Origin of the sequence: Rubrivirga halophila (assembly GCF_046845755.1) — a bacterium.
Lineage (GTDB): Bacteria > Bacteroidota > Rhodothermia > Rhodothermales > Rubricoccaceae > Rubrivirga.
This window is the reverse complement of the sequence record NZ_CP177357.1, coordinates 1,910,965-1,935,211: the sequence shown is the minus strand read 5'-3', so window position 1 is coordinate 1,935,211 and position 24,247 is coordinate 1,910,965. Positions and strand designations below refer to the sequence as shown.

Sequence of the window (24,247 nt, the reverse complement as noted above, 5' to 3'; positions counted from 1 at the left end):
GGCTAGAGGACGTCGTTGCGGTAGTCCTCGACCTCGGCCGCGTCGCGCAAGCCCTGGAGCCACGCCTGGAGCACGCGCTGGCGCTTGCGCTGCAGGAGCGAGCTCGCGAGCTGCTCACGGGCCTGGTCGGTCAGCTCGCCGTCCGTCCCGCCGCGCAAGGCCGTCGTGCGGATGACGAAGACGGCCTGGTCGCCCTCGATGACGCCGCTCCGCTGGCCGGGGCGGAGCCCGAACGCGGCGCCGACGGCGCGCGGCTCGACGCCGTACCCCGGGATCACGGCCGCCTGCATCGACAGGTCGGAGACGGTCTCGACCGTCGCGCCGACGGCGGAGGCGATGGACTGGAGCGAGGCGCCGCCCTGGACGGCCGCGCGGAGCGCGGCGGCCTGGACCTCCCGCTTGCGCTCGGTCAGCACGGCGGCCTCGACCTGCCCGCGCACGTCCTCGAACGGCGCCGGGCCGGCCTCGGTGCGGTCGACGAGCCGGGCGACGATATAGCGGTCGCCGGCGTCGAACGGGTCCGACACCTGGCCCTCGTTGGCGCCCCGGAGGAAGCGGAAAAAGTCGCGGCCGAGGTCGAGGCCCGGGATGGCGCCCTGGCCGTCCTGCACCTGAACCGGCGTCGGCGCGATGCCGCGCTCCGACGCCTCCTCGGCGAAGTCGCGGTCTTCGAGCTCGATGAACGCGGCGAAGTCCTCGGCCTCGCCGAGCACGCGTGCAAAGTCGGCCTCGACAGGGCGCGAGATCTGGACGAGCTCGACCTCGGCCGACGCGCGGCCCTCGACGCGGATGAGGTGGTGCCCGAACTGCGTCTCGATCGGCCCGACCACCTGGCCCTGGGGGGCGGCGAAGGCGGCGTCCTCGAACTCGCTCACCATGGCGCCGCGACCGAAGAAGCCGAGGTCGCCGCCGACGTCCTTGTTGCTCGGGTCGGTCGAGTACTGGCGCGCGGCGGCGGCGAACGAGATGTCGCCGGCGACGATCCGGTCACGAACCTCGAGGGCGCGGGCCCGGTCGGTCGGGGCGAACAGGATGTGGCGGGCGCGGATGGCCTCGGCGTCGCCGGGGCGGGCGCCGGTGATCTTGGCGAGGTATGCCTGCCCGTCGGCCACGACCGGCCCGACGACGCGGCCCACGGTAAGGTCCGAGAAGACGGCCGTCGCGAGGTTGGCCGGCAGGGCGCCCGCGCCGACGTACTCGGGGTCGACGGCGGCGCCGAACGAGTTGCGGCGCGCGAAGGCGATCGGGTCCGGGGCGGAGCGGAAGCCGCGGACCAGGCCCGCCAGCTCCTCGGTCGCCCGGGTCGAGTCGGCGCCCGTGGGGGCCTTCTCGAAGCCGACGTACTCGATGGAGTAGCTGGCGTCGCGCTCGAAGTCGTCGCGGTTGTCGCGGTAGTACCGCTGGAGGTCGCGGTCGGAGACCTCCACCTGGTCGTCGGGGACGGAGGCGTAGCGCAGGGCGACGACCTGGGCGGCGGCCCGGCGGTTCTGGCGCACGAACTCGGCCTGGAGCTCCGCCGGCGTCACGCGCGTGGTCGCGGTGATGAGCGCGGAGAGCTTGGCCTGGCGCCGGTTGCGGCGGACCTGCTCCTCAATCGCCTGGAGCTGCTCGGCAAACTGCGGGTCCTCAACGACCTGCTGGAGCGCGACGCGGTCGACGCCGCCGTTGCCGTCGGGGAAGACCTGGGCGATGAGCGGGTCCGGGTTGGGGCCGGTGATGAGGTCGAACACCTCGTCGTCCGTCACCTCGACGCCGAGGCGGTCCATCTCGCGCTCGATGAGCGCGTTGTCAACCAGGCTCTCGAAGACCTGGTCCTCGACCTGGCGCTGGAGCGCGCTCGAGACCTCCAGCCCCTGGGCCTGGTAGGCGTCGAGCTGCTGCTCGACGGCGCGGCTGAAGAGCTCCCCCTCGAGGTTGATGCCGTCGACCTCGCCGATGGTGCGGCCGTCGCGGCCCATCCCGACATTGTCGAAGGCGCCGGAATCCTGGAGCGCCCAGAGGCCGCCGAAGGCGACCACCAAGATGCCGACCAGAAGGCCGCCAGCTCGCTCTCGAATGCTGTTCATGATTCCTGCCATGTCGCTCCGCCTCCGCGGGATCTGTCGTGCGTGTCGGCCGGGCGGCGTGCCCGAACCACCACGGGCCGGCAGCGATGCCGGCCCGGTGGAGCGCGAAGATACGGGGACGCCCTAGTGGGGCCGTGGGGAAAATCTGCGGAGTCTGGGGAGACGGGCACGTTGGGGCGGCTGACCCCTCCCTCGGACGGCCCGCGATCTCGCGTCGACTGGTGCTCCGTACGCCCGAGCGGACCGTCTTTTGGCGGAGGCATCGACTGCGGATCTATCCCCGTCGTGGGCCGCGCCGTCGGCCCGGGTGGCCGCCTTCGCAGGTATGACGGCGAGGGGGGAGGACTCGCGACCGTTCTCTGCGCCTGTCCGCGAATGGGCGGGGCGGCCACTCGGGCGACCGCCGAATCCCAAAAACAGTGGGCCAGAGCGGGGGTTACGGCCCCCGGCTCCAGCCCACCGCTCTCTCTCTCCCTCTCGGGAGGCGGATGCCGGGCCTAGGCGGCCACGGCGTGCTCGGCCATGCGGCCCCGCAGCGTGCGGAGCGTCTTGGACAGGATCTGGGAGATGCGCGCCTCGGTCAGGTGGAACTCGCCGGCGATCTCGCGGAGCGTGAGCCCCTCGAAAAAGTAGAGGTGCACGATCCGCTGCTCGCGTTCCGGGAGCCGCTCCACGAGGGCCCCGACGAAGTCGTACATCGAGCGGCGCTCGGTGTGGGCGTCGGCGTGCTCGACGTCGAGGGCGGGGATCGTGTCGATAGGCGACGGGCGGTCGGTGCCCTGGCCGTCGAAGAGCGAGAGCGCAAAGCGCTGCTGAGCGTCGCCGAGGAGCCGGTTGTAGGACCGGACCGAGACGCCGAGCCGGTCGGCGACCTGGGCGGCGCGGGGCTCGTCGCCGAGCTCCTGCTGCAGGGTCTGCGCGGTCCGGTTCGCCTCGGCGACGCGGCGGCGGCGGTCGCGGCTGAGGCAGTCGATGGTGCGCAGAAAGTCGACGAGCGAGCCGCGGATGCGGCCGTAGGCGAACGACGCGAACGGCGTGCCCCGGGCAGGGTCGTAGCTGCCGAGCGCCTGGAGCATCCCCAGCATCCCGGCGTTCTCGAGGTCGGGGTACGACGCGAGCGGGTGGTCGGGCAGGGTCACGCGCCGCGCGAGCGAGCGGACGAGCGGGAGCGCGGCCACGGCCACGGCGCGGGCGTAGTCGTCGGCGCGGGGGCCGTCGGCGTCGCGCTCGGCGACGTACCGTTCGACGGCGGGCTGTAAGGGAGAGGTCATAAAGGTGGCCGTGGGGACGGCGTCAGGCGGGGCGCCGGGCGGCTCCGAACACGGCAACCGCGGCGATGGCGAGCCCGGCGGCGGCCAGGGCAAGCGCCTCGGCACCGGGCGTCCTCGCGGCGAGCGCGAGCAGGCCCAGGGCAGCAGCGGAGCGGAGCGGGTCGGTGAGCACGGGACGGTGGTGGGGCGACGGCGAGCCCCTCCGCAAGCCCGGTGCCACACTTCGCACCTGCAGCCCGCGCGCCATCCGCGCCGGCCCGAACCCTTGCACAGACCGCTCCGATGGAACGCTGGCGCTCCGCGTGTACCCCGTTGATGCCCTTCGACTTGTACCCGTGGCCCGTATCGGCCTTCGTGCCCCAAACCCTAATCAACCCGGGTCCGGGGTACGGATTCGTAACGGGGCCGGTAGAATCACGGCCCCCGTCACGATTCGAACCGGGCCGGGGCGAAACCGCTCGCGCCGCACCCGGCCCAGCTCAGGTGACGGGGCCGCCCTCGTCGGCCGCCGCCAGCGCGAGGTAGTCGCCGGTCGCCAGCCCCTGGCCGAGCACGTCGACGAGGCGGTCCACGTCCGCCAGCGTGTTCCACACGAACGGGGCCAGGCGGACGACCTCGTTGCGCCGGGCGTCGGCGTACACCTCGTGGCGCTTGAGGTAGCGGACCATCCGGTCGGCCTCCGGCACTTCCAGCACGATCATCGCGCCCCGCCGCTCGGGCGCCAGCGGGGAGCGGACCGTCAGCCCCAGCGCCACGACCCGGTCGAGCGCGCGCTGCCCCTTCGCCAGCGTGTCGGCGCGGACGGCGTCGATGCCGGCGTCGAGCAAGACGCGCAGGCCCTCGACGGCGTGGTACATCGAGGCCACGGCCGTCGTGCCCGCCAGAAATCGGCGGCGCACGTCGGGGTGGTCGGCCGGCGCCGGGCGGAAGCCGAACGGGTCGGCATCCGCGAACCAGCCCGCCAGCCGGGGCCGGAGGTCGACGCCGGGGCGGACCCAGAGGTAGGCGTTGCCCGTCGATCCGCAGGCCTCCTTGAGCAACCCGCCCACGTAGGCGTCCGCGCCGATCGCGTCCACGTCGACCGGCAGCGACGCCGTGGCGTGGTAGCCGTCGACGGCGAGGTGCGCGCCGTGCCGGTGGGCCGCGTCCGCGATCGCTCGGAGCGCCTCGGTCGCGAGCACCTCGCCCGTCGCGAACCCGACGTGCGAGATCATCACCCAGGCCGTCTGGTCGGTGATCGCGCCGATGACGGCCTCCACGTCGACCGCCCCACCCGCGGCGAGGGCGACCTCGACGGGGCGGAGGGCGCGCAAGCCGGCCCAGCGCTGGACCGAGTGGCGCACGGACGGGAACTCGCCCTCGGTGAGCACGACCTCGTCGCGGCCCCCGGCGAACGGCTCGTCGCACGACAAGAGGCACTGGACCGACCAGTGGACGTTCGGCTGCAGGATGCAGGTGCCCGGCGCGGCCGAGAGTAGGGGCGCCACGTAGGCGTCGGCGAGGTCGACGGGGAGCGCCCACCAGCCGGTCTCTTTCCCCAATCCCCACCGGTCCGGCACGCGGTTCCAGGCGTCGACGCCGCGCTCGGCCCAGTCGGTGCAGAACCCGGCCATCAGGTCCGGGACCGTCCGGGGCATCAGCCCGTGCGTGAACGCGCGGAGCTCGACGGCGGGGGCGGGGGGGACGACAAACTGGTCGCGGAGGTCGAGCACGGCAGGGGAGAGGAGGGCGGGTGGAGGATAGAACGCGCGCGTGCCGGCGTTCCCCGCTTCCACTCCCCTCAGCCCTTAGTCCCCCTCGCCGACCAGGCGCCCGATGATGTCGACGCCTGAGATGCCCTCGGCCTCGGCGTTGAAGTTGGTCACGATGCGGTGGCGCAGGACGGGCACGGCGATCCGGTCGACGTCGGCCGCGAGCGGGGTCAGTCGTCCGTCCAAGAGCGCGAGCGCCTTGGCGCCGAGCACGAGGTACTGGCTGGCGCGGGGGCCGGCGCCGTACGAGAGGTACTGCGAGACGTAGTCCGGCGTGCCGTCGCGGCCGGGCCGCGTGCGCGCCGCGAGCCGGACGGCGTGCTCGACGACGTGGTCGGCGACGGGTGCGTTGCGGACGAGCGCCTGGTACGCGGCGAGATCGTCGGACGAGAGCACGGGCGAGATGGTCTGGGTCGCCCCCGACGTCGTCGCCTTGACGACGGCGACCTCGTCGGCGAAGGGCGGGTAGTCCAGCCACAGGTTGAGCATGAACCGGTCGAGCTGGGCCTCGGGGAGGGGGTACGTGCCCTCCTGCTCGATCGGGTTCTGGGTCGCCAGCACGAAAAAGGGCTTGGGCAGCTCGAACGTGTCGCCGGCCGCCGTGACGTGGCCCTCCTGCATGGCCTCGAGCAGCGCCGCCTGCGTCTTCGGCGGCGTCCGGTTGATCTCGTCGGCCAGCACGACGTTCGCGAACACGGGGCCCTGGACGAACCGGAACGCGCGGCGCCCCGTCGCCGGGTCCTCCTCGACGATCTCCGTCCCCGTGATGTCGCTCGGCATCAGGTCCGGCGTGAACTGGATCCGGCGGAACGAGAGGTCGAGCGCGTCGGCGAGCGTGTGCACGAGCAGCGTCTTCGCCAGCCCGGGCACGCCGACGAGCAGGGCGTGGCCGCGCGCCAGCAGGGCGACGACGAGCCCCTCGACGGCCTCTTCCTGGCCCACGACCACGCGGCCGACCTCGGCCTTGAGCCGCCGGTACGCCTCGTCGAGGGCGGAGACGGCGGACGGGTCGGTCGGGTCGATGGGCATCGGCGCAAGCAGGGGGCGGGGGGGCGAGTCTACGAGCGGTCGGCGCGACGGGCGCCGCTCGGGAGTCGCTAGCCGCCGGCCTGCAGCGGCTGGTACTCGTCGGCGCGGATGTCGACGTAGACCTTCTGGCGCAAGTCGCCGATCCAGTCCTGCAACACCTCCTGCTGCTTTTCCTGGAGCGCGTACTGGCTCAGCAACTGGTAGTCGTCGGCGACCGAGAGCGGGTGGGGCGGCGTCCGCTTCTGGAGGAGCACGATGTGGAAGGCGCGCGTGCCGGTCGCGTCGGCGAGTTGGACCTCGGCGGGCATCGAGACCTCGCCGACCTCGAGCGTGTCGAGCGTGGCCTGCCACAGCGGGCCGAGGCCCTCCGTCGACAGGTCGCGCTGGCGCGTGTTGGGGACCGAGACGTAGCCGCCGCGCGGGGCGCTGGCGGGGTCCTGGGAGTGGCGCCGGGCGAGCGCCTCGAACGGCGCGCCGGCCTGGACGGAGTCGCGGAGGACGGTCAGGAACTCCCGAGCCACCTGCGCTTCGGCCTCGCCCGCCTCGATCTGGAGGAGCACGTGGTTGAACGAGATCTGGTTGCCCTCGCGCGCGTTGACCCGCATAAAGTGGTAGCCGAAGGGCGTCTCGAAGACGGGCGTGATGGCGCCGATCTCGGACGACGCCGCGGCCGCCTGGAAGCGCGGCTCGAGGTCGCTCAGACGGAGGGTCGTGTACAGCCCGCCGTTCTGGGTGCCGTCGCGGTTCGTGTTGCCGGGGTCGGTGCTCCAGCGGTCGGCGATCGCCTCGAACGTCGCCTGCTCCGCCAGGACGGAGTCGCGCAGGGCGTCGGCCGTCGCGCGGATGGCGAGGCGGCCGGCCTCGTCGGTCTCGGGGAGCCGCACGATGTGGGCCACGCGGACCAGCTCGGGCACCTCGGGGCGCTCGGCAGCGGGGATCTTCTCGAACCACGCGCGGACCTCGCCGGGCGTGATCGTGACCTCGCGGACGCGGCGGCCCTGGTAGCGCTGAAGCAGGATCTCGTCGCGCACGTCGTCGCGGACCGAGACGCGGATCTCCTCCATGCCCCGCCCATAGGCGGCCTCGAGCGCGGCCTCGCCGCCGACCTGGGCCGCGAGCTGCGCCAGCCGGGCGTTGACCTGCTGGGCCACCTGGTCGTCGGTGACGTTGAGCGTCGTGTCCTGCCGGGCCCGCGCGATCACGATCCGCTGGTCGACGAGGCGGTCGAGCGCGCGGCTCCACAGGTCGGGCGGCGCCTGCTGGCCCTGCGTCGTCTGGGTGACGAGCGCGTCGACCTCGGAGTACAAGATGACCTGCTCGCCGACGACGGCGGCGATGCCGTCGAGGCGCTGGCCCGGGGACACGGGCTGCGCCGCCGCGGCGACGGCGAGGAGCGGGGCGAGGAAGAGCAGTCGGCGCATGGGAGAGAGATCGGGTCGGGCCAAAGGACGGACGCACCGGCGTCGTATTGCCCGCAGACGGGGGGAAGAAGCGGTGACGACCGTGCGCTAGTCGACGAGGTCGCCGCGCGCCCGCGCTTCGGAGCGGAGGCGCTGGATCAAGCGCGAGTGGGCGTCGCGGCGGGCCTGGACGGCGAGCCGCTCGGCCAGCTCGGCCCGGATGAGGCGGAACGGCGGGACCGTCCCGGCCGGCTCGCGGTCGACGACCTGCACGAGGTGGACGGCGCCGCCAGTCTGGACCACGGCGACCGCGGGGCCCGGGGGCATGGCAGCCACCCGGTCGCCGAGTGTCTCGTCGAGCGCGCGCAGGCGGCCCTCGGGGACGTACTCGGCCGAGAACGCGGCGGCGCGCTCGGGGTCGAGGGCGTACTCGCGCGCGGCGAGCGCGAAGAGGGAGTCGGGGACGCCGGAGGTGACGGCGCGGGCGAGCGAGGCCTGTGCCTCGTCGACGCGCGTGGGGTCGGCCAGCCGGAGGTGCCGGAGGCGGACGTAGGGCTCGCGCAGGGCGAGGGCCTCGCGGTGGGCGTCGTAGTAGGCCTGGAGGTCGGCCTCCGAGGGCTCGGCGCTGGCGGCGACGAAGAGGGCCTCGATGGCGGCGGCCTCGAGCGCGGCCCGCTCGGCCTCGGCGACGCGGCGCCGGACGGCGGGGTCGCGGTCGAGCCCCTGGCGCCGGGCCTCCTGCACGAGGAGCTCGCGCTGGGTCCACTGGGCCGTCGCGACCTCGACGGCCCGCGCGCTGTCGGCCCCCGTCGCCCCGCCGACGGCGTCGGCGAGGTCGCCCGTCGTCAGCGTGGCGTCGCCGAGGCGGGCGACGACGGCGCCCTCGCCGGGCGCCGGCGCGGCGGCGCGGTCGCCACAGCCGAGCCCGACGGCCGCACACGCGACCGCCAGCACCAGGCGACGGGGACGCGCGCGCCGCACTAGTCGTCGGCGCCGACGAGGGACGGGGACCCGGTCCGCGGGGCCTCGCGGGGAACGGACGACTCGGCGGGCACGCGCTCGGGGTAGAGGCGGGCGTCGTAGCGGGCGCGCAAGCGGGCCTCCCACGCGTCCTCGACCACGTCCTGGTACCCGGTGATAACCTCGGCACGCGCCTCGTCGAACGTCTTGTCGCGCGGGGGTTCAATCGCGTCGAGCACGTACAGCACGCGCTGGGCGCGGTCGAGGGCGACCTCGCTCCGCTCGCCGACGTCGAGCGTCAGCACGGCGTCGAGCGTCGAGCCGGAGGAGTCGGCGACGAACACGGTGTCGAGCCGCAGGACGTTGCGGGTCATGAAGTCCTCCTGGGCCTCGAGCGCCTCGGTCGGCGACAGGCCCGCGTCGAGGTCGACGGCGACGGCGCGCAGGAGCGAGTCGGAGGTGGAGCGGAAGGCGAGGGCGCGGCGGCGCTCGGGCCAGCGGAAGGCGCCCGGGCGGCTCTCGTAGAAGGCGCGGAGCCCGTCGGCGTCGGTGCGGGCGGGCGTCCAGACGCTGTCCTCGGCGACGCGGAAGAGCAACACGCCGTCGGCGTAGCTGCGGAAGACGCGGGCGAACTCGGGGTCGCGGTCCTCGAGCCGGGCGATGGCCTGCTCGACGGCCCGCTCGTCGACGAAGGCGCGCGCGGTCTTGATCATCTCGCCGGCCGGGTGCGGCCCGTAGCGCATCCGCGCCAGCAGCGGCGCCAGCTCCGACAGCGTGAACGTCGAGTCGCCGACCGTCGCGAACGTCTCGTCGCCCAAGTCCCCGAAGCCGTCGCGGGCGACGGACTGCAGGAGGGAGTCGGCCGGGTACTGCTCGACGGCCCGGCGCACCAGGTCCTCGTCGTAGCTCCCGCCGACCTCGTCGATGTATTCGCGCCCGACGGCCTGGCGGCGGACGGCCGTGCGGGGCAGGCGCAGGGCCAGCTCGCGGAGCTCGTCGTAGGCCTCGTCGAACGTCGGGCGCTCGGCGACCTCGGTGAGCTGGATCAGGTGGATGCCGAACCGGGTCTCGACCGGGTCGGACAGGTCGCCGACGGCCTCGAGCGCGAAGGCGGCCTCCTCGAACGGGGCCACCATGCGGCGGCGGCCGAAGACGCCGAGGTCGCCGCCCTTGACGCCGGAGCCGGGGTCCTCGGAGAACTCGCGCGCGAGCGCGGCGAAGTCCTCGCCGGCCTCGACGCGGGCCTTGAGGCCCTGGATGACGGCGCGGGCCGAGTCGGCCGAGACCGTCTCGGAGGTGCGGATCAGGATGTGGCGCGCGCCGATCTCCTCCTTGGCCGGCTGGCGGTCGGTCGGCATCACCAGGTGGACGCCGAACCGGGTGCGGACGGGCTCGGAGATCTCGCCGATGGGCGTGGTGTAGGCGGCGTTCTCGAAGGGCAGCACGGTCCGGCCGCCGGTGATGAACCCGAGCGCGCCGCGGTTCTGCGCCGCCGTCGGGTCCTCGGAGTACCGGGCGGCGGCCTCGTCGAAGGCGATCAGCCCGGCGGCGATGGAGTCGCGGAGGGCGGTCGCGCGGGCGAACGTCGCCGCCGTGTCCGGCGCGGCCGGGCTCAGCAGGAACAGGATGTGGGAGACCTCGACCTCCTCGGCCTGCTTGTCGTAGATGTCGCGGACGACGCCGGTCAGCACGCGGCGGTCGGTGAAGTAGGGGCCCGCGAGCTGGTCGCGGTAGTCGGCCACCTCGGCGACGTAGGCCGAGTCGTCGGCGTAGCCGGCCTCGCGCGCGGCGAGGACCTTGAGGCGGAAGTCGACGTAGCGGTCGAGAAAGTCGAGGCGGCGCGCCATCGGCGTCCGGGCCGAGTCCTCGACGGTGCCGTCGGCGGCCGTGTAGGCGCGGTCGAACTCCAAGAGCGACAAGGTGTCGGCGGTCCAGGTGGCCACGATCGGCGTCCCGTCGGGGCCGAGCGCGGGGGCCTCGGCGGTCGGGCGGGAGCCGCCGCACGCGGCGAGCGTGGCGGCGACGAACGTGAGCAGGGCGAGGCGGATCGGAGACATCGCGAGGGCAGGGGGGAACGCGTCAGAGCCGCCGAAGCTAACTGGGGCGGGGGGTGGCACCGTCCAAGGCACCGCGAAATGCGCGGGATAGGGGGAGAGGGACGAGGCGCGGGGGAGGGGGGGCGGTGCAACGGCCGGCCGGATCGCCACCCCCGACCCGAGGGTTCGTGGCCCGCTCGCGCAGGTCGCCAGTAGGTCCTGAGAGCTGCCCCGACCCACGTCCCACATCGCCATCGCCCTCGAAAAAGTGCGAACGTCGAGCAACGATCCGTTGGCTGCGGTGTCTCGTCCTGTGAGACCCCGCCACGCCCCGCCATGCCTCCAGACGACCCGGCCCTGATCGACGCGTTCCGCCAGGGCGACGAGTTCGCGTTCGTCGCCCTTTACGACCGCTACAAGGGCGCCGTCTACGGCTACTGCGCCAAGATGCTGCTCGACAAGACGGCCGCGGAGGACCTGCTCCAGGAGACCTTCGCCCGGGCCTACGAGCACCGGAGCCGACTGCTCAACACGACCTCGTTCAAGGCGTGGCTCTTTACGATCGCCCGCAACCAGTGCCTCAACGCGCTCCGCAAGCGGGGCCGCGAGGTCGGGTTCGAACCCGAGGCGCCCGAGCCGACGTCGCCCGGCGCCACGCCCTTCGGCAACCTGCTCCGGAGCGAGCAGGCGGCCCTCGTCTCGCGCACGCTCGAGGGCCTGTCGCCGTCGTACCGCGAGGTCGTCGTGCTCCGCGAGTACCAGAACCTGAGCTACGCCGAGATCGCGGCGGTCACCAAGTCGACCGTGTCGGCCGTCAAGAGCCGCCTGTTCAAGGCGCGGCGCGAGATCGGCGCGACGCTCCGCCCGCTCCTCCACCCCGACAGCCTGCCCCGCGCCGGCGGGGAGGCGCCGGGACCCGCGGCGGCCCCCGTCCCCACAGCCTCCCTCTCGTGATGACCGTTGCGATCCCCTGCTCCGACGACGCCGAGATGCTGCTCAACGAGTACGTCGACGGCGAGCTCGACCGGGCGCTGCAGCCCGCGCTGTTCTCGCACCTCGCCGCCTGCGCCGGGTGCCGGGCCCAGTTCGACGCCCTGCTGGCGTTCCGGCTGGCGGCGCGCCAGGAGCCGCTCGCGGTGCCGGCGACGGCCGACACGGCGCTGTTCGCGCGGCTCGACCAGATGCGGCGGCAGTCGCGGCGCGCGCCGGACCGGGCCGCCGAACGCGCGCCCCTCGGGGGGGCGTTGCGCCGCCGCGTCTCTGTCGGCGCGTTGCTGGCGGTCGCCGGGCTGGCCGTCGCGATCGGGACCGTGCTGTCGCCGTCGCCGGCCGTCGCCGAGGCGCCGGACCGCGTCGTGGAAGCGGTCCTGTCGGACGGGACGCTGTACGTGATCGACCCGGGCGTGACCGTCGAGGCCGAGCGGGAGTAGCTCGCTGGCGCTCGCGGGAAAGGGGGACGAGGAATGAGGAACGAGCAGAGGGGCTTGCGCGAGCGGGGGGCGGACCGTCGAGGTACCCCATGGGTAGGCCCTTGGCGGAGGTATTCCCAAACCTCTAACAGCGGCCCCCGGGGGGGATGCGGGTACGTTGGCGGTCCGATCTCCCCGCCCGCATGTCCGCCCCCGTCCGCGTCCGTTTCGCCCCCTCGCCCACCGGCCTGCTCCACATCGGCGGGCTCCGCACGGCGCTCTACAACTGGCTGCTCGCGCGGCAGACCGGCGGCACGTTCGTGCTCCGCATCGAGGACACCGACCGCTCCCGCTTCGTGCCCGAGGCCGAGCAGGACATTCTGGACGGGCTCGCATGGGCCGGCCTGACCGTCGACGAGGGGCCGACGCAGGGCGGCGACGCCGGGCCGTACCGGCAGTCGGAGCGCCGCGCGCTGTACGATGAGGCCGCGCAGCGGCTGCTCGACGGCGGGCACGCCTACGTCGCCTTCGACACGCCGGACGAGATCGAGGCCATGAAGGCGCGCCACCGCTCGGACGCGAACCCGAGCCCCCGGTACGACCTCGCGACGCGAGGAGAGATGGTCAACTCGCTGACGCTCGACGCGGACGACGTAGCGCGGCGGCTGGCGGCGGGCGACGAGCACGTTGTGCGGCTGCGGGTGCCCGAGGGCGAGACGATCACGTTCGAGGACGCCGTCCGCGGCGAGGTCGCCTTCGACACGGCCGAGGTGGACGACCAGGTGCTCGTCAAGAGCGACGGGATGCCGACGTACCACCTGGCGAACGTCGTCGACGACCACGCGATGGGGATCACGGACGTGATCCGGGGCGAGGAGTGGCTGTCGTCCGTCCCGAAGCACCTGCTGATGTACCGGGCGCTGGGCTGGGAGGCGCCCCGGCTGGCGCACCTCCCGCTGATCCTCTCGCCCACGGGCGGAAAGCTGTCGAAGCGCTCGGCGGACCGGCTGGGGATTCCGGTCTCGGTCTCGCAGTACCGCGACGCGGGCTACGAGCCCGAGGCCGTCGTCAACTTCCTGGCCCTCCTGGGCTGGAACCCCGGCGACGACCGCGAGCTGTTCGACCTCGCCGGGCTGGCGCAGGCGTTCGACGTGGCGCGGATCGGGCGGAGCGGCGTCCAGTTCTCGATCGACAAGCTGGATTGGTTCAACGGCCAGCACTTGAGGATGCTGTCGCCGGCCGAGATCGCCGGGCGGGCGCGGCCGGCCGTCGAGGCGGCGGTCGGGCCGGTCGACGAGGCGGCCCTCGTCGCGGCGGCCGACCTGCTGCGCGAGCGGCTGGCGAAGGCGTCGGACCTGGCGGAGGCGACCTACCTGTTCCGGGACCCCGAGACGTACGACGCCGGCGGGCTCAAAAAGCGGTGGAAGGAGGACAGCGCGGCGCTCGTGGCAACGTACGCCGACCGGCTGGCGGCGGCCGACGCGTTCACGGTCGAGAGCACGGAGGCGGCGATGCGCCAGCTGGCCGAGGACGAGGGCGCCGGCTTCGGGCGGATCGTGCATCCCGTGCGGCTGGCGGCGACGGGCACGTCGGTCGGGGCCGGGCTGTTCGAGACGCTGGTCCTCATCGGGCGCGACGCCGTCGTGCGGCGCCTGCGGCGGGCGGCGGCTGAGGCCGACGGGCAGAAGGCGGCGCTGGCGGGGTAGTCGCCGCTCACGGTCAGGCCAGGCCGACCGGGCTCACGCCAGCGGCTCGGCGCCTTGCAAGCGCCCCTCGATCCGGCCCCGGGCGATGGCGCGGCCCCCCGACGCCTTGACGAGCCGGCCCGCGGCGCCCAGGCCCATGGTGGGCATCCCGCTGTAAACCGCCTCGTACTGGCCGGCCTGCACGCGGTAGGTCTCGTGCCAGATGCCCACATCGCCCCGGCTGGCGCCGACGCGCTTGTTGAAGGCCACCCAGGCCGGCCAGTGCTCATGGTCGGTGGAGCGGGCGTAGGCCTCTAGGTGGTCGAAGGAGCGCCAGTACTGGACAATGACGGGCAGGCCATAGGTGTGGCCCAGGAACCCGCTCTCTGGCCGGTCGGCGAGCTCCGCGAGCATCCGGTTCATGGCGGTCAGCACGGGGAGCCACTTGTGCACCAGCCACAGCTTGTTGGGGCGCATGCCGATGAGGAAGACCACGAAGTCGCCTTCGATCTGGGCGCTCATGCGAGCGGGGAGGATGCGGCTCATGGGGGACCTCGGGGCCTAAGGGGACGTGGGGGGCGAGACGGAAAGGAACCGGTGCGGCGGCGTTCGGGCTCGCTCGGAGCGCTGACGGACTCCGTTGGAGCCCCGGGGGGCGTACGGGCCGTCGGCCTAGTGCCCTCAAGCGGAGACTCCAGAGGCTCCGTCGGGGGGGCGCCGTCCGTTTCAACGCCAGCAGGTCGGGCGGGGAGAGGCCGGCGATCTTTGCCGTGCGCGGTCTTGCCAGGCGCGAGCAGGGTTCAGGCGGAGGGGCCGAGGGGCGGCGCGGGGACTCGACGCGCGCGCCGTTCTCTGACGGGAGCCACCGTGAGCCGGGGAGGGCGGTGCGGCTAGTGGACGACGCCTCGTCGGTACCGGGCCTCAGCGCTGTCGACGTAGGCGCGGTAGCCCTCGGGGTCGATAAACGGGGCCGGGGAGCCTCCAGCTTGCGCGCTCGCCTGGAACTTGCGGTAGCGGCCGAAGAGCCGGGCGTGCGAGGTCACCCAGACGTCGGCGGAAAGGCCGCGGAGGACGCGGAAGGAACGCTCAAAGTCGGCGGCCTGCTCGGGGTAGGCTGTCCCGCCCATCCGCGCGAGGCTGCAGGCGCTGACGGCCGTGAGGGCCCGGTCGCCGTCCCGCAGCGGGATCTCCCACGAGGTGCACCCGCGCGTGTGCCCGCCCGTGACGTGGGCGACCAGTGCGATAGGCCCGACCCGAAGGGTGTCGCCGTCGGTGATTCGGCGGTCGACGCGGGGGGGCGGGTAGCGGATGAGCCCGGTCCACATGAGGACTCGGATGGGGAGCGCCACGTCGGGGTCGGCGCCGCCGGCCTCGAGCACGTCGGCGCTGGCGTGGCTCGCCCAAAGCTCGGCCCCGGAGCGCGCCTGGAGCTCGGCGAGCCCGCCCGCGTGGTCGTAGTGCGGCTCCGAGTTGAGCAAGACGGCCACGTCGGACACGTCGAAGCCTAGCTGCTCTATGCTGGCGGCGATGAGGGGGGGCGTGCCCGGGTAGCCGCCGTCGATCAGCACGTGACCGTCGGGGCCGGCGATGAGGAACGCGGCCACGTCGTTGGCGCCGACGTAGTAGAGGTCGCCCGCGATGCGGAAGGGCTCGGCCGGCTGCTGGCCGCCGTTGCGCGACGCTTGGCGCCACTCCCCGAACAGGACGACCGCGCCGACGGCCGCCAGCGCAAGGAGGACGCGCCGGACCAGGCGCCAGCGGTGGGACGGAGCGGGCATGGGCGGCGGGGGAAGACACGCGGAATATACTTTGCGAGCCAAAGCGGGCGGGCCCCCACCGTGCGGAGGCGAGCGGGAGGGAGGGCGCGTACTGACGAAGGGTGGCCGTAGGGCGCGAGCGGTGCGTCGCGCCCGTCGGTGGCCTGCACATCACCCGTTGGCGCGGGCGCGCTTGGGGGATGGGGCCGAGCTCCCCCGCCAGCCTGGGAGGGTCTCTAGTCCGGCGAGGGCGAGCCCCGACGGTTGGAGAGGGAGCGAGAAGGGCTGGGTCGGGGCCGTTCGCTGTCCGGCTCCGTACGCCGTCCCGAGCTGAAGGCTGGCGCCGGAGCGGGGGCCCGGGGGCACCGCTGCCCGGACGAGGCGAGGACGTCGGCGCCTCGGGGCGGCCGGCGGCCTCGGTCTTACCTCGCGCGTGGGGGGGAGGGGCCGTCCCAACCCACGTCGCGCTCGCGCTCGCGGACCGACAGGGGGCGCACCTCGGTCCACTCGAACACGTGCCCGCGAGGCCACATCAGCCGGGACGCGACGGCCCGGTCGATCAACGCCTCTCGGTCGTCCACGCGCTCCAGCGCCCAGACCCTCCAACGGGGGAGCGCGAAGGACCACCAGACCCAGGCGAGGAGGATCGGACCGGCGACGGACGCGAGGGCAAGCCACCCGGTCAGGCCGAGGTCGTCGCCGAACGCGATGGCCGCCCCGAGCCCACCGAAGAGGACGAGCCAGACGGGACCGTTTACGACGGCGACCCCGACACGCAAGGCGCGTTGGACGGAGACGCGAGCAGACATGCGGAGAGCGCGGGGGCGAGGGCCGCTCGCCCGCCCCGGGTGCGATTGTGGTCGGCGTGCAGGATACGCTGGCGCCTGGCGGGGGACGGCCGGACCAGGCGCTGGTCGGAGGGCTCTGACCGCACTCCCGAGGGCACGAGCCACGCGGCGGCGGCGTGCAACTCGCGGCTGGCCTCGTAGGTCGTCATCTCGAACGGACCGGGCGGCCGAGGTTTGGCTCAGGGCGCCCCCCCTTGGCCCACAGTCGCCGACCTGAACCACACCTCCGCGTAGCTGCCCCGTGCGTACTGCTCACCCAGGCGCCCGCCATACGTCTCCGACCCCGTGTTCCAGACCATATTGTCGGCGGGGTCCTTGCCGTTCGCCTGGTTGTAGGCGCCCTGCTTGAAGTACTGCCGCTCGCCGGCGTAGGCGGAGGCTTGCTCGGCGCCATCCTGGCCGGTCGAGGCGAACACCGACAGCACTTGCTGCGGAGTCGGGGAGCCCGGCCCGAAGTCCGAGGACACCAGGGACTTGGAGAACGTCCGCGTCTCGTAGCCATCCCGCTCAAAGGAGACGTGCATGATCCCGTCGGACACGTCGATCGTGTAGCTGAACTCTTCGCCGAGGGCCACGCCATCGGCGGGGTCTGGCGGGTAGGTGTCGGGGCTCGATCCTACGACCGAGAAGTCGTGTCCCCAGACGGCCGTGGAGAGGTCCCACCGTTCCGCGTTGTCGCCCTCGGTGTTGATCTCGTAGTTCCAGAAGACAGACCCTCTGGTGTGCCCGGGGAACTTCTTGTAGAAGATCTTGATCGGCTCGTTCTCGTGGCCCTCCGAGCTGTGGATCTGGCCCACCACGACCGAGAACGAGGCCGGGACCCGGGCGTCGCCCGTCGTCGAGACGTGCATCACCTTGAGCGTCCCCTCCAGCCGGCCGCCGACCTCCGGTACCCACTCGGCCACCTGCCGGAGTTCAGACCGGGTGTTGGACGAGTTGCGCGTTGTGCCCCCCGAGTTGGGCACCTTGTACACCACCCAGTCCGCCTCGTCGCAGGCGGTCAAGAAGAAGTCGTCGTCGCGGTAGCCGACCACGTCGGCGACCGTCGTCCCGTCCCCCAGCGTGATCGTCCACTCGTGGAAGAACGAGAGGACGTCGCTCGGGTGATCTGGGCACGCGCGAGCGCTGGTTGTTGAGGTGCCTCCCACGTCGTCAGGGGGGGCTGTGGGCGCGCGGCACGAGGAGAGGCCGGTCGAGGCGACCAGGAGGGCGGCAGCGAGGAGTCTGGTCACGTAGCGAGTGGGTTGCCCGAGGGCGCGGTGGGCTCTACGACCCCCCGACGACGAGGGGGAGTCGGCTGCACGGAGCGAAATGTCGGTAGAACATGGACCGCTCAGCCGCCGAGAGGTGAGACGAAGCTATGACTGCGCGGGCGGTCGGACGGGTTGAGAACGCTGACCCTCTCGGTCGGCCTGCAGCGGTGGGTTCTACCGCGCCCGGCCAGATCACTCCCCGATCCTATCGCTCTCGCCTCGCTCCGCCAGCAGCTCGCGGGTGGCGACGGCACCGGCCTTCCCGAGGTAGCCCGAGTTGTAGCGCTTGACAAGCTCGTCGGTCGGGACGTCGCGGATGTGGTTCCTGATCTTCTGGACCTTCCCGAGGTCTCGCTGCTTCTTGCTCATGCTGAGCGCGGTAGAACAGTTTGCGGCTCATCCGCGCGGGGCTGACGCTGGGAAGTTGGGAAGAGTCAATGTAGGCGCCTAAGCCTGCACGAATCGAGGGCGCTAGAGTCCCGCGTCGGCCTGCAGCCGTGGGTTATGTATCGCCAAGGGCAGAATCCACGACGTGGGCTATGGCCGGAAAGTGATCTCGGAATCCATTCCATAACTCCCTAGTCCCGGGATAAGAAAAATAACCCTGAGCGATCCCCTTCAGGTTTTCCATTTGCTGCGTCTTGAATGCCTTGTCCTTGGCTGTCTTGTCGAACTGAAGGAACCAGCTCTCGAGTGTGTTGAGCAAGCGAATATGGATGTGTTCGAACATTAGGTACTCGGCCTCGTCCAATTCTCCTATAGACTTCCTGCCTTTTGTAACGACCTTCGCCGTCTCTGTGGAGCTCGAAATCAGGTCGCACCACTGATTCAGTAGATCCCATATGTGGCGGTGGGACTCTACCTCAGCCTGAACGTTTGCTTGTTTAATCTGAAGCGCCAGGTAGAATAAGGTGATCACCACAGCCAGCGCGGCTACGATCTGCGCGATTGCAGCTAATGCCTCCAAGCTCATGGTTTAAATTCCGGTTCGGGAGTCTCTCAAATGATCGCTTGTCTGGTCCGACGACGGATAACAGATTGCGGCTCAGCCGCCCAGGGCAAGCAGCATGATGGTTGGACGAGGCGAAGGTAGCGCCGACGCCGGGACGAGCCGAGGACGCTGGAGCCCTGGGTCGGCCTGCAGCCGCGGGTTACACCGCCCGCCGTTCCCTACGACGATCACGAGCGGCCGTCCGTTCGAGATCAGCCGCTTGTTCGGCCAGCCGCCGGACCCGGAGGTCCATCTCCTCTTGGAGCGCCGGACGCAACCGCCAGCGGTGGTAGAGCGAGAGCGGCCACGGCGAGCCGTGGACGAGGCCATGTGCGGGGTACGCCGCGTTGTCCTCGATGTCGGTGATGGTCCCGTCGGGTTGGCGCCAAGAAGCGTAGGGCTTGGCCGATCCCATGTCCTCTGACGACACGACGACCTCGTCTCCGTCGCGGCGGAGCGTGAACGTCCGGTCGGTCCCGTCAAGCGATGCCTCCGGTTCGGAGAAGCCTCGGTAGACGAGCGGCTCGAACGCCTCGCGGACAACCTCACTCCTCAGCGTCGGCAAAGCAAGAGGGTGGTGTAACCAGTACTTCACCCGACGGCCAGTCGGCAGAACGGGCAGGTTCGGTCAATATAGACGCCGCCAATCGGCATAACGCGTGGGATTCGTCTATATGCATGACTCGCTCACCGGTGCGGACTACTCCGCCAGCCGCTGGCGCAGGAGGGCCTGCACGGCCGTGGGGTCGGCGCCCTTGCCGGCGCGGCGCATGGCCTGGCCGACGAAGAACCCGAACAGCTTGCCCTCGCCGGCGCGGTAGCGGGCGACCTCGTCGGGGTTGTCCGCCAGCGCCGCGTCGATGGCGGGCGCGAGGGCATCCTCGGATCGGACGGCCGCCAGGCCGAGGGCCTCGACCACGCCGGCCGCCGTCCCGCCGCGCTCGACGAGTCCGGCGACGGCCTCGCCCGCGGCGTTACGCGTCAGCGTCCCGGCGTCGACCATCGCCAGCACCGCTGCGAGCGCGGGGCCGTCCGCCTTCGACTCGGAGAGCTCGCGGTCGCCGAGCGCGCGGCGGAGGTCGTGGACGACGAGCGCGCCGGCGGATTTGGGGTCGGCGCCGGACGCGATCGTGTCGTCGGTCAGCTTGCGGAGCCCGGCGTCGGTCGCCAGCACGGCGGCCTCCTCCTCGCCCACGCCGCGGACGACGAGGGCGCTGTACGTCTCGCGCTGGGCGCCGTCGAGGGCGCTGGCGGGGTCGCGGGGGCCCTGCGCCTGCGGGGCGGGGGTGGCCTTCGGCTCGTCGCGAGCGGGCGCCGAGGTCGGGGTGGCCCAGTTGTCCTTGAGGGCGACGATCTGGTTGAACGCGAGCGCGCCGGGCAGGCTGTCCTCGGGGTCCTGCCAGAAGTAGCCGACGCGCTCGAACTGGTAGCGCGTGTCGGCGGAGTCGTCGGCGACGGACGCCTCGACGAACCCCTCGGTCTCGACGAACGAGTCGGGGTTGAGGAGCGACAGGAAGTCGTCGGCGGCGCCGGGGTTGGGGTCCGAAAAGAGGCGGTCGTACAAGCGGAACGCGGCGGGGAGGCCGGTGCTGGCGTCGACCCAGTGGATGACGCCGGTCGGCCGGGCATCGTCGGGCGCGAGCCGGGCGCGAATCGCGGTGACGGTCCCGTCGGCGTCGTGGTCGGCGCCGGTGCACTCGACGACGGGCCCGTGGCGAAGGCGGACGACGGCCCCGGGCGCGAGCCGCTTCCAGCGCTTGGGCGCCACGTCGGCGTAGTCGGCGCGCTCGACGACGAGCGACGACGAGATGGGGAGCTTGCGCGAGACCGGGGCGTCCGCCGGGGGCGTCACGTCGTGGGGCCAGTACGGGGCGTCGAGCGTGTCGGCCGCCAGGCCCTCGACGGTGAGCGGGACGGGGTCGGTGACCGCGAGCACGCGGCGGGCCGTCCCGTTGAGGTCGTCGCGGACGGCGTAGTCGAGCTGCTGGATCTCGACGGAGCCGTTGACCTTGGTGACGCCGAGGTCGGCGAAAAAGCGCCGCAGCGCCTGGGGGCGGACGCCGCGCCGCCGCAGGCCGGCGATCGTGGGCATCCGGGGGTCGTCCCAGCCGGCGACGTGGCCGCCCTCGACGAGCTGGCGGAGCTTGCGCTTGCTCATCACCGTGTAGTCGAGGTTGAACCGCGCGAACTCGTGCTGGTGGTTGCGGGGCTCCTCCACGCCGATGGCATCGAGGTACCAGTCGTAGAGCGGGCGGTTGACGTCGAACTCGAGCGTGCAGACCGAGTGCGTGACGCCCTCGATGGCGTCGCCCTGGCCGTGGGCCCAGTCGTAGAGCGGGTAGATGGCCCACTCGGTCCCGCGGCGGTAGTGCTCGGCGTCGCGGCGGATCCGGTACATCACCGGGTCGCGGAGCTTCATGTTGGGGTGCGCCATCGGCCCGTGCTCGGTGTCGATTTTGGCGCGGAGCACGTGGGAGCCGTCGGGGTGCTCGCCGTTTTTCATCTCCTCCAGCAGCCGTAAGCTTTCGTCGACAGGGCGGTCGCGGTAAGGCGACGGCGTCCCGGCCTCCGTCACCGTTCCGCGCGTGGCGCGGATCTCGTCGCCGGACTGGCTGTCGACGTACGCGAGCCCTTTGCGGACGAGGTCCTGGGCCCACTCGTAGAGCTGCTCGAAGTAGTCGCTGGCGTAGCGGACCTCGGCGGGCTCGAAGCCCAGCCACTCGACGGCGTCGAGGAGCGCGTCGGCGAACTCCTGGCTCTCGGCCTCGGGGTTCGTGTCGTCGTAGCGGAGATTCGTCCGCCCGCCGAACGCCTGGGCGAGCCCGAAGTTGAGGCAGATCGACTGGGCGTGCCCGATGTGCGGGTACCCGTTGGGCTCCGGCGGGAAGCGGGTCACGACCCGGCCGCCGTAGGTGCCCGCCTCGACGTCGGCGGCGACGATGTCGCGGAGGAAGTTGGACTTGGGCGCGCGGTCGTCGGACACGAGAACGGGGGAGCGGGGAGAGGAGACGGGAGGCTAACGCCAGCGGTGGCGAGGGGATGCCCGCCGGGGGTGGAGACGGCGTCGGTTTTCGGCCGTCGGGCGTCGGTTCTCGGAGTTCATGGCCCGATTCCGAAGGGCGGCCCCGCCCCACGAGCGCCAGCCTCGCCCGTACCCTGTACCTCGTACCCCGTACCCCCCACATGCACGGACGCGGCCCCGAGGTCGAGCACCCCGACCCCTTCGGCGACGCCCTGCCCACGCTCGTCGGCGCCCGCGTGCGCCTGCGGCCCGTCCGCGAGGCCGACGTCCCAGATGTGCTGGCGATGCTGGGCGACGGCAGCCACCTCCGATTCTGGAGCCACGGCCCGCTGGCGGACCTCGACGCGGCGCGGACCTACGTCGAGGGGATGAACCGGGGCTTTGCGGAGCGGTCGCTGTTCCAGTGGGTCGCCGCCGACCCGGAGACGGACCGGCTCGTGGGGACCGTGACGTTTGTCGGCTGGGACCGGCAAAACCGGCGGTGCGAGCTAGGCTTCATCCTGCACCCCTACCACACGGGCAAGGGGCTCGCGTCCGACGCCGTCCGGACGGCGCTGGCGTTCGCGGTCGACACGATGGGGCTGCACCGCGTGGAGGCCGATGTCGACCCGGAGAACACCGCATCGGCGCGGTTGCTGGAGCGGCTCGGGTTCCGGCTCGAAGGCCGCTTCCGCGAGCGCTGGTTCACCTGGTTCGAGGAGTGGAAGGACTCGGCGATGTACGGCCTGCTGGCGGACGACCTGGTGCGGGGAGCCGAGGGGGGCTGATCGGTCGCGGGCTGGCGCCAGCCGGTCACCCTCCCCCGGCCCCTCCCGTCTGGGAGGGGAGGTCATGGACGGAGGCTCTGACACCTCCGAGCGCTACTGGTCTGGCGCCTCCGTGCCGCAGGACCAGCAGACGGCGAACTGGCCGCCGACCATCTCGCCGCAGGTCGGGCACTCCCAGGGCTCCACGTCGGATGCCTCGGCCATCACCTCCTTCACGGTCCCGGCCGCGCTCGGGGCGTCCTCGTCCGAGACCCAGACCTCGATCCAGGTCTCGATGGGTGGGATCTCGCCGACGAACGCCGCGCGCGTCTCGCCGCGGACCTCGGCCACGATGCCGTCCGCTTCGAGCGCGTGCCGGACGAGGTGGGCGACGGGGGCGTTCGGGGTGCTGTAGACGCGGGTCATGGCATCGGCGGCTGGTGAGCGCGCCGATACGCGGGCGCCGGCTTAGAGATGCGCGGCCTCGACGAGCGCGATGGAGTGGTCGAGCAGCGCCCGCGTCCCCGGCGGCCCGTGCCCCGGCACGACGATCTCGGCGTCGGGAAAGCGGTCGCGGATCGAGCGCAGGGCGTCGGGCCAGGTGTCGAGGTCGGCGTCGGCCGTGTTGCCGGCCGTCGTGCGGGCGGCCTCGTGGACGGCGCACCCGCCCGCGAGCACGCCCGCGTCCGGGACGTAGACGACGACGTTGTCGCGCGTGTGGCCGCCGCCGGGGAAGTAGACCTCGACCGCCCCGAGCTGGACGAGGGCGCCCGGCACGGTCAGCCCGGCGAGGGAGTCCGACGGGACCGCGTTCCCCTCGGCCGCCGCCAAGCGGCGCGTCATCGAGGAGGCGTAGACCGGGATGCCCCGCTCGCGGAGCACGTCGGCGCCGGCGACGCGGTCGTCGTGGAAGTGGGTCGAGACGGCGCCCCGGACGGGCAGGCCGATCTCGGCGTCGACGGCCGCCAGCAGGGCCGCCGTCGCGGCTTCGCCCCAGGCCGTGTCGACGAGCCAGACGCCGTCGCCGTCGCGGACGACCAGCCCGTTCGAGGGGTAGACGGTACCGCCCTCTAGCTCGAACGTGGAGACGTGGGTCCACACGTCCGGCGCGAGCCGGTGGAGCGCGATGGCGCCCGGCGCGACAGTGTCGGCCGTGGGGTACGGCGCCGGTCCCGTGGGCGGGGCGCCGGCACAGCCCGCCAGGAGGGCGGCCAGCAGCAGGAGTCGGGGAGACATGGCGGAGGGGAGAGGGGCGCCGATCGCTACCCGCGCACGTCGTTGACCTCGATCCAGTAGCCGTCGGGGTCCTGGACGTAAATCTGTCGGATGCCGTCGGGCCGCACGCTGACCGTCGCGGGCGCGCCGGGCCAGTCGGAGTAGGCGATGCCGAGGGCCTCGGCGCGGGCGACGATGGCGTCGAGGTCGCGGACGCGGAAGGCGAAGTGGACCGCCTTGTCGGTCGTCGGCACGTCGCCGTCGTAGGCGATGAGGTGGAGCTCGGCGGTCCCGAGGTCGAGCCAGCGGATCACGGCGGGATCACCGGGGGCCGGCTTTTCGGCGAGCCCGAAGAGCGACTGGTAAAACGCCACGCTCACGTCGAGGTCGGCGACGTGCAGCGCCGAGTGGTCGAGGGCGACCGGCGCCGCTGGCGCGGTGCCGGCGCAGCCGGCGACGAGGACGGCGAGGGCGAAGACGAGCGGGCGCATCGGGAGCGGGGCGAGAGGCCCAGAGTCTACGCCCGGCCGCCTGGCGGACCGGCATGGCGTTGCTCGCAGTGCCGAGATCCGGCCCGCGCGCGGTGGCCTTCTGGGGACGCGCCCGGCGGCGTTCTATTGGTCGCCTGCTGGAGAGTGCAATCGCCTCCCACTCAACGTCATCCCGCACCTGCAGGGAAGGCGCCAGCCACCGAACCTGAGAGATCTCCGTGCGGCCCTCGCGGCCGTCCTTCCGTTCGTCTCACCTCGGAGGCTAACGCTGAGATCCTTCGCGAGCTCGGGATGACCTCATCCCAAGGCAGCAGGCA

The 24,247-nt window shown here is 72.5% G+C and carries 23 protein-coding genes; 4 read left to right on the top strand and 19 right to left on the bottom strand.

The window, feature by feature from the left end; genetic code table 11:
* Positions 1-2: 2 nt before the first annotated feature.
* From ACLIRP_RS08565 to ACLIRP_RS08530, 8 genes are all read right to left on the bottom strand, one after another.
* Complete coding sequence (locus ACLIRP_RS08565; RefSeq protein ID WP_412063551.1) at positions 3-2,066, bottom strand: peptidyl-prolyl cis-trans isomerase; 2,064 nt, start codon at positions 2,064-2,066, stop codon at positions 3-5.
* Between the two features lie 497 nt (positions 2,067-2,563).
* A complete protein-coding gene (locus ACLIRP_RS08560; protein WP_412063550.1) occupies positions 2,564-3,337 on the bottom strand; it encodes a sigma-70 family RNA polymerase sigma factor in 774 nt (257 codons plus the stop codon).
* Between the two features lie 22 nt (positions 3,338-3,359).
* Positions 3,360-3,509 (bottom strand): hypothetical protein, encoded by a 150-nt coding sequence (locus tag ACLIRP_RS08555; protein ID WP_412063549.1) that lies wholly within the window; start codon positions 3,507-3,509, stop codon positions 3,360-3,362.
* A gap of 307 nt (positions 3,510-3,816) precedes the next feature.
* Positions 3,817-5,049 carry an aminotransferase class V-fold PLP-dependent enzyme gene (locus ACLIRP_RS08550; RefSeq protein WP_412063548.1) on the bottom strand — a complete coding sequence of 411 codons (1,233 nt, stop codon included), beginning with the start codon at positions 5,047-5,049 and terminating at the stop codon, positions 3,817-3,819.
* 75 nt (positions 5,050-5,124) lie between these two features.
* Positions 5,125-6,117, bottom strand: coding sequence for an AAA family ATPase (locus ACLIRP_RS08545; RefSeq protein ID WP_412063547.1), 993 nt, complete (start codon positions 6,115-6,117; stop codon positions 5,125-5,127).
* 68 nt (positions 6,118-6,185) lie between these two features.
* The gene (locus ACLIRP_RS08540) at positions 6,186-7,538 is read right to left on the bottom strand and encodes a peptidylprolyl isomerase (RefSeq protein WP_412063546.1); all 1,353 of its coding nucleotides are present in this window, start codon (positions 7,536-7,538) and stop codon (positions 6,186-6,188) included.
* An 87-nt stretch (positions 7,539-7,625) separates the two neighbouring features.
* A complete protein-coding gene (locus tag ACLIRP_RS08535) occupies positions 7,626-8,498 on the bottom strand; it encodes a peptidylprolyl isomerase (RefSeq protein WP_412063545.1) in 873 nt (290 codons plus the stop codon).
* Positions 8,498-10,534 carry a peptidylprolyl isomerase gene (locus ACLIRP_RS08530; RefSeq protein WP_412063544.1) on the bottom strand — a complete coding sequence of 679 codons (2,037 nt, stop codon included), beginning with the start codon at positions 10,532-10,534 and terminating at the stop codon, positions 8,498-8,500. The genes ACLIRP_RS08535 and ACLIRP_RS08530 overlap by 1 nt, the downstream gene beginning before the upstream one ends.
* Positions 10,535-10,849: 315 nt before the next feature.
* Between ACLIRP_RS08530 and ACLIRP_RS08525 the strand changes: the two genes are divergently transcribed.
* The 3 genes from ACLIRP_RS08525 to gltX all read left to right on the top strand — a co-directional run bounded on the left by ACLIRP_RS08525 (position 10,850) and on the right by gltX (position 13,628).
* Positions 10,850-11,467 (top strand): RNA polymerase sigma factor, encoded by a 618-nt coding sequence (locus ACLIRP_RS08525; RefSeq protein WP_412063543.1) that lies wholly within the window; start codon positions 10,850-10,852, stop codon positions 11,465-11,467.
* Positions 11,467-11,943, top strand: coding sequence for an anti-sigma factor family protein (locus ACLIRP_RS08520; protein ID WP_412063542.1), 477 nt, complete (start codon positions 11,467-11,469; stop codon positions 11,941-11,943). The genes ACLIRP_RS08525 and ACLIRP_RS08520 overlap by 1 nt, the downstream gene beginning before the upstream one ends.
* A gap of 182 nt (positions 11,944-12,125) precedes the next feature.
* Positions 12,126-13,628, top strand: a complete 1,503-nt coding sequence (gene gltX, locus ACLIRP_RS08515; protein WP_412063541.1) for a glutamate--tRNA ligase — start codon at positions 12,126-12,128, stop codon at positions 13,626-13,628.
* Between the two features lie 33 nt (positions 13,629-13,661).
* On the opposite strand, the gene ACLIRP_RS08510 is transcribed toward gltX, so the two are convergent.
* From ACLIRP_RS08510 to ACLIRP_RS08475, 8 genes are all read right to left on the bottom strand, one after another.
* A complete protein-coding gene (locus ACLIRP_RS08510) occupies positions 13,662-14,153 on the bottom strand; it encodes a DUF4188 domain-containing protein (protein ID WP_412063540.1) in 492 nt (163 codons plus the stop codon).
* A gap of 344 nt (positions 14,154-14,497) precedes the next feature.
* On the bottom strand, positions 14,498-15,385 hold the full coding sequence (bla, locus tag ACLIRP_RS08505) for a subclass B3 metallo-beta-lactamase (protein WP_412063539.1): 888 nt from the start codon (positions 15,383-15,385) through the stop codon (positions 14,498-14,500).
* Between the two features lie 401 nt (positions 15,386-15,786).
* Positions 15,787-16,173: a hypothetical protein gene (locus tag ACLIRP_RS08500; protein ID WP_412063538.1), complete on the bottom strand. Its 387-nt coding sequence runs from the start codon at positions 16,171-16,173 to the stop codon at positions 15,787-15,789.
* A 218-nt stretch (positions 16,174-16,391) separates the two neighbouring features.
* Positions 16,392-17,444 carry a polysaccharide lyase family 7 protein gene (locus tag ACLIRP_RS08495; RefSeq protein WP_412063537.1) on the bottom strand — a complete coding sequence of 351 codons (1,053 nt, stop codon included), beginning with the start codon at positions 17,442-17,444 and terminating at the stop codon, positions 16,392-16,394.
* 213 nt (positions 17,445-17,657) lie between these two features.
* A complete protein-coding gene (locus ACLIRP_RS08490) occupies positions 17,658-17,834 on the bottom strand; it encodes a hypothetical protein (protein WP_412063536.1) in 177 nt (58 codons plus the stop codon).
* A 133-nt stretch (positions 17,835-17,967) separates the two neighbouring features.
* Positions 17,968-18,438 (bottom strand): hypothetical protein, encoded by a 471-nt coding sequence (locus ACLIRP_RS08485; protein ID WP_412063535.1) that lies wholly within the window; start codon positions 18,436-18,438, stop codon positions 17,968-17,970.
* A 178-nt stretch (positions 18,439-18,616) separates the two neighbouring features.
* Positions 18,617-19,051 carry a hypothetical protein gene (locus ACLIRP_RS08480; protein ID WP_412063534.1) on the bottom strand — a complete coding sequence of 145 codons (435 nt, stop codon included), beginning with the start codon at positions 19,049-19,051 and terminating at the stop codon, positions 18,617-18,619.
* A 105-nt stretch (positions 19,052-19,156) separates the two neighbouring features.
* Positions 19,157-21,439 carry a glutamine--tRNA ligase/YqeY domain fusion protein gene (locus ACLIRP_RS08475; protein ID WP_412063533.1) on the bottom strand — a complete coding sequence of 761 codons (2,283 nt, stop codon included), beginning with the start codon at positions 21,437-21,439 and terminating at the stop codon, positions 19,157-19,159.
* Positions 21,440-21,639: 200 nt separating this feature from the next.
* Between ACLIRP_RS08475 and ACLIRP_RS08470 the strand changes: the two genes are divergently transcribed.
* Entirely contained in the window at positions 21,640-22,245 is a 606-nt protein-coding gene (locus ACLIRP_RS08470; protein WP_412063532.1) for a GNAT family N-acetyltransferase, read from the top strand.
* A 93-nt stretch (positions 22,246-22,338) separates the two neighbouring features.
* On the opposite strand, the gene ACLIRP_RS08465 is transcribed toward ACLIRP_RS08470, so the two are convergent.
* From ACLIRP_RS08465 to ACLIRP_RS08455, 3 genes are read right to left on the bottom strand one after another with little or no spacing between them, the layout of a single operon-like run.
* Positions 22,339-22,650, bottom strand: coding sequence for a putative signal transducing protein (locus ACLIRP_RS08465; RefSeq protein WP_412063531.1), 312 nt, complete (start codon positions 22,648-22,650; stop codon positions 22,339-22,341).
* A 42-nt stretch (positions 22,651-22,692) separates the two neighbouring features.
* Positions 22,693-23,460: a subclass B1 metallo-beta-lactamase gene (bla, locus tag ACLIRP_RS08460; protein WP_412063530.1), complete on the bottom strand. Its 768-nt coding sequence runs from the start codon at positions 23,458-23,460 to the stop codon at positions 22,693-22,695.
* Positions 23,461-23,486: 26 nt separating this feature from the next.
* A complete protein-coding gene (locus ACLIRP_RS08455) occupies positions 23,487-23,930 on the bottom strand; it encodes a VOC family protein (RefSeq protein WP_412063529.1) in 444 nt (147 codons plus the stop codon).
* Positions 23,931-24,247: the final 317 nt, after the last annotated feature.

What these genes read in the sequence shown, in the direction of transcription:
- ACLIRP_RS08465 (WP_412063531.1), bottom strand. Translation starts at nt 22,650, where the DNA reads ATGACCCGCGTCTACAGCACCCCGAACGCCCCCGTCGCCCACCTCGTC.
- ACLIRP_RS08455 (WP_412063529.1), bottom strand. Translation starts at nt 23,930, where the DNA reads ATGCGCCCGCTCGTCTTCGCCCTCGCCGTCCTCGTCGCCGGCTGCGCC.
- ACLIRP_RS08485 (WP_412063535.1), bottom strand. Translation starts at nt 18,438, where the DNA reads ATGAGCTTGGAGGCATTAGCTGCAATCGCGCAGATCGTAGCCGCGCTG.
- gltX (WP_412063541.1), top strand. Translation starts at nt 12,126, where the DNA reads ATGTCCGCCCCCGTCCGCGTCCGTTTCGCCCCCTCGCCCACCGGCCTG.
- ACLIRP_RS08560 (WP_412063550.1), bottom strand. Translation starts at nt 3,337, where the DNA reads ATGACCTCTCCCTTACAGCCCGCCGTCGAACGGTACGTCGCCGAGCGC.
- ACLIRP_RS08500 (WP_412063538.1), bottom strand. Translation starts at nt 16,173, where the DNA reads ATGTCTGCTCGCGTCTCCGTCCAACGCGCCTTGCGTGTCGGGGTCGCC.
- ACLIRP_RS08520 (WP_412063542.1), top strand. Translation starts at nt 11,467, where the DNA reads ATGACCGTTGCGATCCCCTGCTCCGACGACGCCGAGATGCTGCTCAAC.
- bla (WP_412063530.1), bottom strand. Translation starts at nt 23,460, where the DNA reads ATGTCTCCCCGACTCCTGCTGCTGGCCGCCCTCCTGGCGGGCTGTGCC.
- ACLIRP_RS08565 (WP_412063551.1), bottom strand. Translation starts at nt 2,066, where the DNA reads ATGAACAGCATTCGAGAGCGAGCTGGCGGCCTTCTGGTCGGCATCTTG.
- bla (WP_412063539.1), bottom strand. Translation starts at nt 15,385, where the DNA reads ATGCCCGCTCCGTCCCACCGCTGGCGCCTGGTCCGGCGCGTCCTCCTT.
- ACLIRP_RS08490 (WP_412063536.1), bottom strand. Translation starts at nt 17,834, where the DNA reads ATGAGCAAGAAGCAGCGAGACCTCGGGAAGGTCCAGAAGATCAGGAAC.
- ACLIRP_RS08545 (WP_412063547.1), bottom strand. Translation starts at nt 6,117, where the DNA reads ATGCCCATCGACCCGACCGACCCGTCCGCCGTCTCCGCCCTCGACGAG.
- ACLIRP_RS08540 (WP_412063546.1), bottom strand. Translation starts at nt 7,538, where the DNA reads ATGCGCCGACTGCTCTTCCTCGCCCCGCTCCTCGCCGTCGCCGCGGCG.
- ACLIRP_RS08525 (WP_412063543.1), top strand. Translation starts at nt 10,850, where the DNA reads ATGCCTCCAGACGACCCGGCCCTGATCGACGCGTTCCGCCAGGGCGAC.
- ACLIRP_RS08530 (WP_412063544.1), bottom strand. Translation starts at nt 10,534, where the DNA reads ATGTCTCCGATCCGCCTCGCCCTGCTCACGTTCGTCGCCGCCACGCTC.
- ACLIRP_RS08510 (WP_412063540.1), bottom strand. Translation starts at nt 14,153, where the DNA reads ATGAGCCGCATCCTCCCCGCTCGCATGAGCGCCCAGATCGAAGGCGAC.
- ACLIRP_RS08470 (WP_412063532.1), top strand. Translation starts at nt 21,640, where the DNA reads ATGCACGGACGCGGCCCCGAGGTCGAGCACCCCGACCCCTTCGGCGAC.